The organism is Streptococcus sp. 5346 (assembly GCF_013277455.1).
Classification (GTDB): domain Bacteria; phylum Bacillota; class Bacilli; order Lactobacillales; family Streptococcaceae; genus Streptococcus.
In genome coordinates this window covers 158,471-171,617 of record NZ_VMMY01000002.1, presented here as the reverse complement: position 1 = coordinate 171,617, position 13,147 = coordinate 158,471, and the positions used below count along the sequence as shown (strand labels likewise).

Genomic DNA, 13,147 nt, shown 5'->3' with positions numbered 1-13,147 from the left:
ATTAATCCTCAATTATTCCTATCTCACACTAACGAACTAAACAATTCAAAAATCACCAGAAAAGCTAGTTGGAATACTGTCCTTCTGGTGATTTTTATTTTGAAACTTTTTATCTTTCCTCTTTGTGCTATTTTTCTCTCATTTCACAAACATTTCATATTTGAGTTTTATAATAAGATATAGCTTTCCAGTTTTTACTATACTTTGACATTCAAACATGTTATACTATGACTATCAAAGTAAATGAAAGGGGTTACGAACATGACGTCGGAAGAAATGTATTTGACAGAGCGGTTGGATGTACAGATAGCTCATTTTTTAAAGAAAAGTGTTCAACATCGTAGACGCTATAAGGTATTAAAAATAACAGAAATCGTGGCAGGTTTCCTCATAGCTGTTTTTTGTGCTATTCCTATGCCAGGTGATCGCTACCGTTTGATTTCGGTTGCCTTATCCAGTCTCGGTTTACTGTGTGAGGGGATTCTCAATTTGTATAATGCCAAGGAACACTGGATTTCTTACCAAAAGACTGCGCAACTCCTGGAGAGAGAAAAATTCCTCTATCAATGCCAAACGGAGAAATATGCAGGAAAGACCAAGGCTTTTGCCCTATTTGTCAAGACATGCGAAGGTCTTATCTCAGAGGAAATCAACCAGTGGGAAAGTATCCAGTCAAAAGAAGTAGCAGCTAGTGCAGATGCTCCAGAGAAAAAAGAATAGGAGGTGGAGGAAATGTCTCAATCCAGCTACCTGTCGCCCTTGCTCTGGTTGAAAAAAGAAGCCGATAAAGAAGAGATGAGCGCAACTCAGTGCCAGATATTTTTCTTTTACTATCAAATGTTTGAACTCTTATTTGCTAGAGAAAGCGACTTGAGAGACTTGTGTCTGGGAAGGCAAGGTTTTTATTTCTCGCAGTTAGAGAAAGATTTGTTTTCTGGAGTTTCCCACTTTTTAAAAAACTTGGAGGGCAAGGGGACTCTCAAGGCTAATCAAGAAGTATCAGCTCGCAAAGCCCTTTTTCTAGCCTTGACAACTAGCCAGTCAGATTGGCAGGAGTTAGCTCCTGTTTTTGATTTTTATCAGGCTGTCGGGAGGCTTGAAACGCCCTTACTCTTGAGTTTTCAAGACAGACAAGATCTGATGTGGATTTACCAGTCAGCTTTGGAGAAGGATTATAGTGTCAAGGTAATTGGCGACAAGCATTTTGTATTGAAGAGACAAGATGTTACTAAATTGACAGGGCGCCAAACTCAAACTTTGGAAGCACTGAGTCAATTAGAAGACTTGGTCAATCCTGTCTATGTTACATTAGGAGAAAAGGGGGTGCTCTTGCTTGATTAAGAGAGGAGATGTTGTGGCTCTTTATTTGCCTTTTCCAAGTATTAGTAGCGATTTGGCTGTGAAGAATCATATGTATATCTGTATCGACAACAGCATGACTAAAAACAAAGAGTTGGTTAAAAATCAGACCTTCAAACCAGCTCTCTTGACCAGACGTTTGGTCAAGAACTTTATGATAGAAGAGCCGGATCTAGCTCGTAATCCTTTTACAAGACCAACCTTGATTGACTTAGATAAGGTATTTATGTTGGATAATACGGTCATTCCGACTTCTTATCTAGCCAGACGGCGACGCAATGTCTCAGAAGAATTGTACGAGGAAATTTTGGATCACTTAGTCCAACCACGGCTGATTTCGCTGAACAAGTCTGAGTTTATGCAACTCAATCCAGGAACTTATTAGGAGGTAGAAGATGACAAATAAAGCAGTAAATGACTTTATACTAGCTATGGATTACGATAAAAAGAAACTTTTGACCCATCAGGGAGAGAGTATTGAAAATCGTTTCATCAAAGAGGGGAATCAGTTACCCGATGAGTTTGTTGTTATCGAAAGAAAGAAGCGGAGCCTGTCGACAAACACAAGTGATATTTCCGTGACGGCTACCAACGATAGTCGCCTCTATCCTGGAGCCCTTCTCGTAGTGGATGAGACCTTGTTAGAGAATAATCCCACTCTTCTTGCGGTCGATCGTGCTCCGATGACTTATAGTATTGATTTGCCTGGTTTGGCAAGTAGTGATAGCTTTCTCCAAGTAGAAGACCCCAGCAATTCAAGTGTTCGCGGAGCAGTAAACGATTTGTTGGCCAAGTGGCATCAAGATTATGGTCAGGTCAATAATGTCCCAGCTAGAATGCAGTATGAAAAAATCACGGCTCATAGCATGGAACAACTCAAGGTCAAGTTTGGTTCTGACTTTGAAAAGACAGGGAATTCTCTTGATATTGATTTTAACTCCGTCCATTCGGGCGAAAAGCAGATTCAGATTGTTAATTTTAAGCAGATTTATTATACAGTCAGCGTAGATGCTGTTAAAAATCCAGGAGATGTGTTTCAAGATACTGTAACGGTAGAGGGTTTAAGGCAGAGAGGAATTTCTGCCGATCGTCCTTTGGTCTATATTTCGAGTGTTGCTTATGGGCGCCAAGTCTATCTCAAGTTGGAGACCACGAGTAAGAGTGATGAAGTAGAGGCTGCTTTTGAAGCTTTGATAAAAGGAGTCAAGGTAGCTCCTCAGACAGAGTGGAAACAGATTTTGGACAATACAGAAGTGAAGGCGGTTATTTTAGGAGGGGATCCGAGTTCGGGTGCCCGAGTTGTAACAGGCAAGGTGGATATGGTAGAGGACTTGATTCAAGAAGGCAGTCGCTTTACAGCCAATCATCCAGGCTTGCCGATTTCTTATACAACTTCTTTTTTACGGGACAATGTAGTTGCGACCTTTCAAAACAGTACAGACTATGTTGAGACTAAGGTGACAGCTTACAGAAACGGAGATTTACTCTTGGATCATAGTGGTGCCTATGTTGCCCAATATTACATTACTTGGGATGAATTATCCTATGATTATCAAGGTAAGGAAGTCTTGACTCCTAAGTCTTGGAACAGAAATGGGCAGGATTTGACGGCTCATTTTACCACTAGTATTCCTTTGAAAGGGAATGTTCGCAATCTCTCTGTCAAAATTAGAGAGTGTACCGGACTTGCCTGGGAATGGTGGCGTACGATTTATGAAAAAACCGACTTGCCACTAGTGCGTAAGCGGACGATTTCTATTTGGGGAACGACTCTTTATCCTCAGGTAGAGGATAAGGTAGAAAATGATTAGGAGAGAAGAATGTTTGCGACAAAAAGAGGCGATGATCTCTCTGCGAATATCTGAAAGTTTATCTCTTGCCTAGCGATTTCCATTGGAGTATGCTCGTGATGTTAAAATAAGTCTATCAAACAGGATGTGTAAAAAAGTAAAAAGGGTAGTGAAACTCCTTGCTATACAGGGGATTAGCTACCTTTTGCTTGTTTTAGAAGTGCCAGTGTACTAGTCTAATTTCAGTATCATGTGAAATCAAAAAGAACATAAATTTCTGTTTCGGGAACATATAAATTATGGTTTTGTTTAGAAACTCTTCTATTGATTTCTTAGAATACAATAGTGCCTATAAGAACTGTTGAATTTCAAAGTATTTACTTGAACTATAATATGTCTGGAGTAGACTGTCAACAAAAGCTGCAGTATGATTGTTTTTGTCGCTTATATCTACAACCTCAAAACAGTAGCTTGAGCGGACTTTGTCAAACTTGGCTGAAACTTTCTATTTGCAGATAATGGTCTAGTTTGTTTTTTGAATGTTGATAAAGATAGAAAGGCAAGACCATCTTGGCAACAAAAGTGTCATCCTAGCTTGATTTACTGAATAAAATCTATTTCCTTTAGTGAAAATCGAAAAAACTTGTGTTATAATAAGAAAGATTAAAATGTGAAAAAAGGAGATTCCTAATGGGACGTAAATGGGCCAATATCGTAGCCAAGAAAACGGCTAAAGATGGAGCTAACTCTAAAGTATATGCAAAATTTGGTGTAGAAATCTATGTAGCAGCTAAAAAAGGTGATCCAGATCCAGAATCAAACTCAGCTTTGAAATTCGTTATCGACCGTGCTAAACAAGCCCAAGTGCCAAAACACGTTATCGATAAGGCTTTGGACAAGGCTAAGGGAAACACAGACGAAACCTTTACAGAAGGACGTTACGAAGGTTTTGGACCAAATGGTTCTATGTTGATTGTTGATACCTTGACTTCAAACGTTAACCGTACAGCGGCCAATGTCCGTGCAGCCTTTGGTAAAAACGGCGGAAACATGGGTGCTTCAGGTTCGGTTTCATACCTCTTTGACAACAAGGGTGTTATCGTATTTGCTGGAGAAGATGCGGACGCGGTCTTTGAGCAATTGCTAGAAGCAGATGTGGATGTGGATGACGTAGAAGCAGAAGAAGGTACAGTCACAGTTTACACAGCTCCAACTGACCTTCATAAGGCTATCGTTGCCCTTCGTGAGTCAGGTATCGAAGAATTCCAAGTGACTGAATTGGAAATGATTCCTCAATCAGAAGTGGAATTGTCAGGCGATGACCTTGAAACCTTTGAAAAACTTTACAGCGTCCTTGAAGACGACGAAGACGTACAAAAAATCTACACAAACGTAGACGGGTTCTAATTTAACCTAGAGAACATGATCCTAAGTGAAAAAATCACTTGGGATTTTTTGAATCAAGAAAATAGTTCTCTAGCAAACTTTTTCTTGACATCTCTTTTCAAAGTGGTAAAATAGTTCCCATGGAAACTTATTTAGTTCCTAGGAGAACTAAATGCAATGATTAGAAAGGGGTTAGTATGGATAAACCGATGTTAGTCTTTAAGCGTTTTGGTCATCAGATTCACCTGATGGTGCAAAAGGAAGCCAAACGTTGTGGTATTGAATTTATGGGTGGGCCTCAAGGTCAGGTTGTGCGTTTTTTGGATAATTGTGAGAAAAACCAAGACTTGGTCTTGATTAAAGATATCGAGCAGGAACTCAATATTACCAAGTCTGTTGCTAGTAATTTGGTCAAGCGTATGGTGCAAAATGGTTTAGTGGAATTGGAGGCGAGTCCTAGCGATAAGCGGGCAAAATTTGTTCGTTTGACGGACAAAGCACGTTCTCAGATGCAAGAGGTTAAGGCTTTTTTTGAACGAATTGATAAGCAGTTGATGGAAGACATTGATGAAGATGAATTACTGATTTTTGAGAAAGTTCTCGGTCAACTACAGGAAAATATCAAGAGAATAGGAGGAGAGAATGAAGAAATTAGCCAAACGAATTAGTAGAAAAGAATGGGGGATGATTTTACTAGCCATTCTCTTTACTTGCTTTTCGGTCTATCTAGAGTTGGAAGTGCCGACCTATATCTCGAAAATTACGGATTTGCTAGGTAGTCAAGGAACTAATTTAGATGAGTTGTGGCAGCCGGCAAGCATGATGGTGGGAATGTCCTTTCTTGCCTTCTTGTCCGTAGTTGCAGTTGGATTTTTTGCATCCCGAGTGGCGGCTTCGTATACTAGTAGGCTGAGAAGTGATATTTTTAACCGAGTTTTGGATTACTCGCAGACAGAGATTAAGAAATTCTCTATTCCCAGTCTCCTAACTCGTACCACCAATGACATTACTCAAGTTCAGATGTTGATTACCATGGGCTTGCAAGTAGTTACGCGTGGTCCGATTATGGCTATCTGGGCTATCGGGAAGATTTTAGGCCATTCAGAATACTGGCTCTGGGCCGTACTTGTGGCAGTGATTGTCAACGTCCTGATGACGACTGTTTTGATGACGCTAGCCTTTCCAAAACAGTCCTTGATTCAGGGGCTGACGGATAAACTGAACAGTATTACTCGTGAAAGTTTAACAGGTATTCGTGTCGTTCGTGCCTACAATGCTGAAGAATACCAAAATGAAAAATTTGCAGCAGCAAATGATGAATTGACACGCTTGAATTTGTTTGTCAACCGTCTTATGGCTATTTTGAACCCTATCATGATGGGGATTTCAAGTGGTTTGAGTGTGGCGATTTACTGGATTGGAGCCTATGTGATTAACGACGCTGCTCCGATAGCGCGTCTGCCTCTCTTTAGTGACATGATTGTTTTCATGTCTTATGCCATGCAGGTTGTCATGGGATTCCTTCTCATGGGAGCACTCTTCATCGTTCTTCCCCGAACTATGATCTCTGCTAAGCGGATTAATCAAGTTTTAGATTTGCATTCTTCTATCAAAAACCCTGCTCAAGTGCAGCTGGCTGATGAAAACCTCAAAGGTCAGGTCGAATTTAAGGATGTGACCTTCCGCTATGCGGCAAATTCGGAGGCGGTTATTGAGAATGTTAGCTTTAGAGCAGAAGCTGGTCAAACAGTGGCCTTTATTGGGTCAACAGGTTCTGGTAAATCAACTCTGGTCAATCTGATTCCACGTTTCTACGATGTATCAGACGGAGAAATTCTGGTGGACGGTGTTAATGTTCAAAACTATGCTCTAGAAGATTTGCGCAACAAGGTTGGTTATATTCCACAAAAAGCTGTTCTCTTTTCAGGTGATGTTAAGGCTAATCTAGACTTTGGAAAAAGTCAAGAAACACCACTTAGTGAGCAGGCTATGTGGCAAGCCTTGGAGTTGGCCCAGTCTAAGAACTTTATCGAAGACAAGGAAGCGGGCTTAGAGTCAGAAGTGGCCCAAGGAGGAACCAACTTCTCAGGTGGTCAAAGACAACGTCTGGCAATTGCGCGTGCCTTGGCTCGGAAGCCAGAAATCCTCATCTTTGATGACTCCTTCTCAGCCTTGGACTACAAGACAGACCGTGTCCTACGCCAAGAGCTAGCAGAGAAAACCAAGTCTATGACCAAGCTTATTGTTGCACAGCGTATTTCAACGATTATGGATGCAGATTTGATTTTGGTCTTGGATCAAGGAAAAGTCGTGGGGCAAGGCACCCACAAGGAACTTCTAGCTAATAACGAAGTTTACCAAGAAATTGCCTATTCACAACTATCGAAGGAGGAATTGGAACATGGAAAATAAGAAAATGTCTCTTTGGAAACAGAGTAAACCCTATCTTGCAGGTCTCCAGTTTGCCCTTCTAATAGCCTTTCTAGCAACAATCGTATCCAATATCATTACTGTTTATGGGCCAACCCGCATCAAGGAAATGACTAATATTATTGCCAGTGGTTTGGAAACAAGTGTGGATGTCGCGGCGGTTGCAGCTATTGGTAGTTTTGTAGCCGTCATCTATGTGATCGGACTTCTATCAAATTATTTACAGGCCTTTCTGTTTACAACAGCTATTCAACGTTTTTCAGAGCGTTTGAGAAGAGCCATTACAGAGAAAATCAATAGCCTACCATTGGGATATTTTGATGGACACTCTCAGGGGGATACTTTGTCTCGTGTAACCAATGACGTTGACACTGCAGCCCAGTCCCTTAATCAAAGTCTGGGAACAGTTCTTTCATCCACTTTACTGGTCGTGGCAGTCTTGGTTACCATGTTTGGGATGAACTGGATTTTAGCCTTGGTTACGGTTGTTTCAACCCTTATTGGTTTTGTTTTTGTATCCGTCTTTATGGGCAAATCACAGGGCTTTTTTAAGAGTCAGCAACAGGATTTGGCAGCTGTCAATGGCTATGTGGAGGAAATGTACTCTGGCCATAATGTGGTGACCAGTTACAATGCCATCGAAAGTACAAAAGAAGAGTTTGCGAAATTAAACAATCGTCTGTATGATAGTATCTGGAAATCTCAGTTTATTTCAGGGATTATGATGCCGATTATGATGTTTATTGGGAACTTTAGCTATGCCTTGGTGATTATCGTTGGTGCAGCTTTGGCCTTAAATGGACACATCAGTATCGGGATTATCGTTGCCTTTATGGCCTATGTTCGTATCTTTTCTCAGCCCCTTTCTCAAATCGCCCAAGGGATTACCAGTCTTCAGCAGGCTAGTGCGGCCATGGGACGCGTCTTCGAATTCCTAGCTGAAGAGGAGATGGAAGATGAATCCCATAAAGCAAGACAATTGAGCGATATGAAAGGTCAAGTGGTCTTTGATCGAGTTTCCTTTGGTTACACACCAGAGCGAACTATTATCCATGACTTTTCTGCGACAGCTCATGCAGGTCAAAAGGTTGCCATTGTCGGACCGACCGGAGCTGGTAAGACAACCATTGTCAATCTTTTGATGAAGTTTTATGAGATTGATAAGGGAAGCATCCGTATTGATGGTGTGGATACCAAGGATATGAAGCGTTCGGAAGCACACGATGCCTTTTCAATGGTCTTGCAGGATACTTGGCTCTTTGAAGGTACTATCCGAGATAATCTCATCTATAACCAAAAGGGGATTAGTGATGAGCGCGTGATTGAAGCTAGCAAGGCTGTAGGGATTCACCACTTTATTATGACCCTACCAGATGGTTACGATACAGTCTTGGATGACACGGTAACCTTGTCTGTCGGGCAAAAACAACTCTTGACTATCGCTCGTGCTTTGCTGAAAGATGCGCCACTCCTAATCCTAGATGAGGCGACTTCTTCTGTTGATACCCGTACAGAGGAATTGATCCAGAAAGCCATGGACCGTTTGATGGAGGGAAGGACTTCCTTTGTCATCGCCCACCGCTTGTCAACCATTCGTAATGCTGATCTGATTCTGGTTATGAAGGATGGCAATATCATCGAGCAAGGCAATCATGAGGAGCTAATGGCGCAAGCTGGTTTCTACGCTGACCTCTACAACAGTCAGTTTACAGAAGACGAAGCAGAAGAATAAATCGAAAGAAGGCTTGACGGCCTTCTTTTTCTACACTATACTAGAAGACAAGTACTTCCCTATAAGCAAAATTTGAGAAAATGATGAGAAAATATATGAAAAATTATCAAGAATGGTATGACCACATTGCTGGTAAGATTGGAAATAGGCCTATCTTTCTGAGCTTGTTAAGAACTTTCAATCGGTTCATGACGGTAGTTATGCCTATAGTTTATTTAATCTTGTTAACTACTACCTATCTCCAAGAAGGACTTGGGAAACAGGTCGGGATTTATTTGTTTATCCCTGCATCAGGTTTTGTGATTTTGTCCCTTCTCCGTAAGAAAATCAATGCTCCTAGGCCTTATGAAGTTTGGGAAATTGTACCGCTACTAGACAGAGATAGTCCTGGTCAGTCTATGCCCAGTCGTCATGTCTTTTCAGCAACCATTATCTCCATGGCTTGCTTACATGCTAGTTTATCTCTAGGGGTTATCTTGTTGGTCTTTTCAGCCCTCCTCGGTCTAGTGAGAGTCTTAGGTGGCGTGCATTATCCCAAGGATGTAGTAGTTGGTTATATTTGTGGTCTTGCGTGGGGAGTGCTTTTCTTTCTATTTTGACCTGTAAGTTAAGGGGGTCCAACAACCACTTACGGGTCTAAAGTAACCACTTGCTTTTTTGCTCTTGTTTTCTTATTTTAGCTTTGATATAGTAGAGTCAGAAAGGAGATGGAATGAAGTTACGAATCGAAATTGACAGCAATTTAGAGGAAACTGAAATTGTCATCAAGGCAGCGGCTTTGACAGATGAGATTGCGGATTTGCAGCGTCTCTTGCAAGAGTCCAAGTCTCCTAGGTTGATTTTTTACAAGGGGACGGGTGAATATTATCTGGACTTATCGGAAATTCTCTTCTTTGAGACGGAAGGTAGCAAGATTTATGCCCATACCCATAAAGATGCCTACGAAGTTCGGCTCAAACTCTATGAGTTAGAGGCTATCCTTCCTCGCTATTTTAGTCGGGTATCCAAGTCAACTATCGCTAATATTCGGCAAATCTATTCGGTGGACAAGTCCTTTTCAGGAACGGGCACCATTTCCTTTTATCAAACCCACAAGGAGGTTCATGTCTCACGGCATTACCAATCCCTCCTAAAAGAAAATCTAAGAAACATGAGGTAAGAACATGAAAAAGAAAGCATTTGGTATTGTGTTGCTTATTTTGGCAGCTTTAGTGTTATTGCAGGGGAATTTTGGAATCCCTTCTCTGGGAGGGCACATTTGGCCTTTGATTGGTATTGGATTTTTTGCCTACCAATCAGTTGAGGCTTTGCTTCGTCGTCATCTGACATCAGCCTCTTTTACAGCCCTAGTGGCCTTAATGATTGCCAACCACTTTTATGGCATTTTACCGATTCCAAATCAGACGCTAATCTGGGCAGGAGTTCTAATTGTTCTCGGAGTAAACATGCTGACTTATTCTAACAGAACTTGGAATGGAAAAAAATGGTGGTATGACGGTGAAAAGACCATTCTAACAGATAAGGAAGTTGCTTTTGGAAGTGGGACTTTCTATAAACAAGATCAAGATCTTGTAGACGACCAAGTAGAAGTTGCTTTTGGAAATGCAAAAATCTACTATGACAATGCAGAGATGTTAGGTGATTTTGCAACTTTAAATATCGAAGTTGCTTTCGGAAATGCAACCGTCTATGTTCCACAACACTGGCGTGTCGATTTGAAAGTAGAAACATCCTTTGGTGCAGCCAAGGCGGACGCTCCTGTAGCGCCAACAAGCAAGACATTGATTATCCGTGGAGATGTGGCCTTTGGGAAGTTGGGTATTGTCTACGTCAAATAAAAAAATCTTCCAATTCCCTTGCAAAAAAGAAGAAAGTGTGATAACATAGTACGGTATGTGGTGCTAGCACATCCGCTATATTAGATCTAATAGGAGGAAAACACAAATGGCTAAAGTATGTTACTTTACAGGTCGTAAGACTGTATCAGGAAACAACCGTTCACACGCGATGAACCAAACAAAACGTGCCGTAAAACCAAATCTTCAAAAAGTTACTGTACTTATCGATGGTAAACCTAAAAAAGTTTGGGCTTCAGCTCGTGCTTTGAAATCAGGTAAAGTTGAACGCGTTTAATAACAAAAGTAAGGAGACCTTAGGGTCTTTTTTCTTTTACTGTAGATATAAAATCATTTGAAAAATAGAGTAAATATCCGCTGATACAGTATTCTGCTTTTACACTTGGGCTGAAATATGATAAAATAGAGTATCAACTAGTTGAGGTAAAAAGGATGACTGTAAAAATTAATACAAAAGATGGTCAAATCGAACTAACAGATGAAGTGATTGCAACCGTCGTAGGTGGAGCAGCAACTGAGATTTTTGGTGTGGTCGGTATGGCTAGTAAAAATGCCCTCAAAGATAATTTCCAAGCCCTTCTAGGTAAGGAAAATTATTCTAAAGGTGTCGTCGTAAAGGCGGCCGAAGATGGCAGTATTGCAGTTGATGTATATACCGTGTTGAGCTACGGAACAAAGATTAGCGAAGTGTCAAAAAACATTCAAGAGCGTGTTCGTTTTAGTTTGGAAAACCAACTTGGAATTACTGCTCAGACTGTAAATGTCTACATTCAAAATATCAAAGTTGTAGGAGAATAACCGTGTCAAAAATTACTACTAGCTTATTTCAAGAAATGGTGCAGGCTGCATCAACTCGCTTGAATAAGCAAGCTGAATATGTCAATTCATTAAACGTCTTTCCAGTTCCAGATGGAGATACTGGAACAAACATGGGAATGACCATTGAAAATGGAGCCAAAGAAGTTGCAGACAAGCCAGCTTCTACAGTTGGAGAGGTAGCGAGCATTCTTGCCAAAGGTCTTTTGATGGGTGCGCGTGGGAACTCAGGAGTTATTACATCTCAGCTTTTCCGTGGATTTTCACAAGCTATCAAGGATAAAGACGAGTTAACAGGTCAAGACTTGGCCCTTGCCTTCCAATCAGGTGTGGAAGTTGCTTATAAAGCAGTTATGAAACCAGTTGAAGGAACGATTTTGACAGTTTCTCGTGGAGCTGCTATCGGTGCTAAGAAAAAAGCTGAGCAAACTGATGACGCTGTTGAAGTCATGCGCGCAGCCTTGGAAGGTGCTAAAACAGCTCTAGCTAAAACGCCAGACATGCTTCCAGTCTTGAAGGAAGTTGGCGTTGTGGACTCAGGTGGCCAAGGATTGGTCTTTATCTACGAAGGTTTCCTTTCAGCCCTTACTGGCGAATATATTGCATCCGAGGACTTTGTGGCGACTCCGGCCAACATGAGTGAAATGATCAATGCAGAACATCACAAGTCTGTAGCTGGTCATGTAGCGACTGAGGACATTACCTTTGGTTACTGTACTGAAATCATGGTAGCTCTTAAGCAAGGTCCAACCTATGCTAAAGATTTTGACTACGATGAATTCCGTAACTACTTGAATGAGCTTGGAGATTCTCTCCTCGTTGTTAACGATGATGAAATTGTTAAAGTTCATGTCCATACAGAAGATCCAGGACTTGTTATGCAAGAAGGTCTCAAATATGGTAGCTTGGTCAAGGTAAAAGTTGACAATATGCGTAACCAACACGAAGCGCAGGTTGAAAAAGAAGCTGCCCAAGTTAGCAAGCCTGCTGAAGAAAAAGAGTATGCTTTGATTGCTGTAGTGGCTGGTAAAGGTCTAGCAGATATCTTCCGTTCTCAAGGTGTGGATTATGTTATCGAAGGCGGTCAAACCATGAACCCTTCAACAGAAGACTTTATCAAGGCTGTTGAACAGGTCAACGCTCGTAACATCATCTTCCTGCCAAACAACAAGAACATCTTCATGGCAGCTCAATCTGCCGCAGAAGTTTTGGAGCAACCAGCAGTCGTGGTGGAAGCTCGTACTCTTCCTCAAGGTTTGACAAGTCTTCTTGCCTTTGATCCAAGCAAGTCCATCGAAGAAAACCAAGAACGTATGACTGCAGCCCTCAGCGATGTCGTTAGCGGAAGCGTCACAACAGCTGTTCGTGATACAACCATTGATGGCTTAGAAATCCATGAAAACGATAATCTTGGTATGGTGGATGGGAAAATCCTCGTGTCAAACCCTGATATGCACCAAACCTTGACAGAAACATTGAAACATATGTTGGATGAAGACAGTGAGATCGTAACCTTCTATGTCGGTGAAGACGGAAGCGAAGAACTTGCCAATGAAATTGCCCAAGAAATCGCAGAAGAATTCGAAGATGTTGAAGTCGAGATTCACCAAGGCCGACAACCTGTTTACCCATACCTATTTAGTGTAGAATAAGATTAATGAAGGACTGAGAAATCGGTTCTTTTTTCTTTTTTAGTAAATGAAATCGGTATCTTTTTAATAAAAACAAAAATAACATTCATAAATAAACGTTAAAATAGAAAATTCAGAAAATTTCTT

Annotated in this window: 14 protein-coding genes; all 14 read left to right on the top strand. The window is 41.1% G+C overall.

The genetic code is table 11. The features are described 5' to 3' along the window. Positions 1–261 precede the first annotated feature (261 nt). The 14 genes from HT732_RS01895 to HT732_RS01830 all read left to right on the top strand — a co-directional run bounded on the left by HT732_RS01895 (position 262) and on the right by HT732_RS01830 (position 13,021). The gene (locus HT732_RS01895) at positions 262–720 is read left to right on the top strand and encodes a DUF4231 domain-containing protein (RefSeq protein WP_173214004.1); all 459 of its coding nucleotides are present in this window, start codon (positions 262–264) and stop codon (positions 718–720) included. A gap of 12 nt (positions 721–732) precedes the next feature. Then, on the top strand, positions 733–1,341 hold the full coding sequence (locus HT732_RS01890; protein WP_143952814.1) for a hypothetical protein: 609 nt from the start codon (positions 733–735) through the stop codon (positions 1,339–1,341). Beyond that, positions 1,334–1,744 carry a hypothetical protein gene (locus HT732_RS01885; protein WP_000595751.1) on the top strand — a complete coding sequence of 137 codons (411 nt, stop codon included), beginning with the start codon at positions 1,334–1,336 and terminating at the stop codon, positions 1,742–1,744. Before HT732_RS01890 ends, HT732_RS01885 begins: the two co-directional genes overlap by 8 nt. Before the next feature lie 10 nt (positions 1,745–1,754). Then, a complete protein-coding gene (gene ply / locus HT732_RS01880; RefSeq protein WP_143952815.1) occupies positions 1,755–3,170 on the top strand; it encodes a cholesterol-dependent cytolysin pneumolysin in 1,416 nt (471 codons plus the stop codon). A gap of 669 nt (positions 3,171–3,839) precedes the next feature. Further along, a complete protein-coding gene (locus HT732_RS01875; RefSeq protein WP_000532884.1) occupies positions 3,840–4,556 on the top strand; it encodes a YebC/PmpR family DNA-binding transcriptional regulator in 717 nt (238 codons plus the stop codon). Between the two features lie 176 nt (positions 4,557–4,732). After that, positions 4,733–5,203 (top strand): MarR family winged helix-turn-helix transcriptional regulator, encoded by a 471-nt coding sequence (locus tag HT732_RS01870; RefSeq protein WP_000360534.1) that lies wholly within the window; start codon positions 4,733–4,735, stop codon positions 5,201–5,203. Further along, the gene (locus HT732_RS01865; protein ID WP_173253771.1) at positions 5,178–6,947 is read left to right on the top strand and encodes an ABC transporter ATP-binding protein; all 1,770 of its coding nucleotides are present in this window, start codon (positions 5,178–5,180) and stop codon (positions 6,945–6,947) included. Before HT732_RS01870 ends, HT732_RS01865 begins: the two co-directional genes overlap by 26 nt. Beyond that, positions 6,937–8,697 (top strand): ABC transporter ATP-binding protein, encoded by a 1,761-nt coding sequence (locus HT732_RS01860; RefSeq protein WP_173253770.1) that lies wholly within the window; start codon positions 6,937–6,939, stop codon positions 8,695–8,697. Before HT732_RS01865 ends, HT732_RS01860 begins: the two co-directional genes overlap by 11 nt. A gap of 95 nt (positions 8,698–8,792) precedes the next feature. Next, on the top strand, positions 8,793–9,296 hold the full coding sequence (locus HT732_RS01855; protein WP_173253769.1) for a phosphatase PAP2 family protein: 504 nt from the start codon (positions 8,793–8,795) through the stop codon (positions 9,294–9,296). Positions 9,297–9,409: 113 nt separating this feature from the next. Next, entirely contained in the window at positions 9,410–9,856 is a 447-nt protein-coding gene (locus tag HT732_RS01850; RefSeq protein WP_173253768.1) for a LytTR family DNA-binding domain-containing protein, read from the top strand. A gap of 4 nt (positions 9,857–9,860) precedes the next feature. Further along, a complete protein-coding gene (locus HT732_RS01845) occupies positions 9,861–10,535 on the top strand; it encodes a hypothetical protein (RefSeq protein WP_173253767.1) in 675 nt (224 codons plus the stop codon). A gap of 106 nt (positions 10,536–10,641) precedes the next feature. Next, positions 10,642–10,830, top strand: coding sequence for a 50S ribosomal protein L28 (gene rpmB, locus HT732_RS01840; RefSeq protein WP_001140948.1), 189 nt, complete (start codon positions 10,642–10,644; stop codon positions 10,828–10,830). Positions 10,831–10,985: 155 nt separating this feature from the next. After that, positions 10,986–11,351: an Asp23/Gls24 family envelope stress response protein gene (locus HT732_RS01835; RefSeq protein WP_000216437.1), complete on the top strand. Its 366-nt coding sequence runs from the start codon at positions 10,986–10,988 to the stop codon at positions 11,349–11,351. A gap of 2 nt (positions 11,352–11,353) precedes the next feature. Further along, the gene (locus tag HT732_RS01830) at positions 11,354–13,021 is read left to right on the top strand and encodes a DAK2 domain-containing protein (RefSeq protein WP_173253766.1); all 1,668 of its coding nucleotides are present in this window, start codon (positions 11,354–11,356) and stop codon (positions 13,019–13,021) included. Positions 13,022–13,147 lie beyond the last annotated feature (126 nt).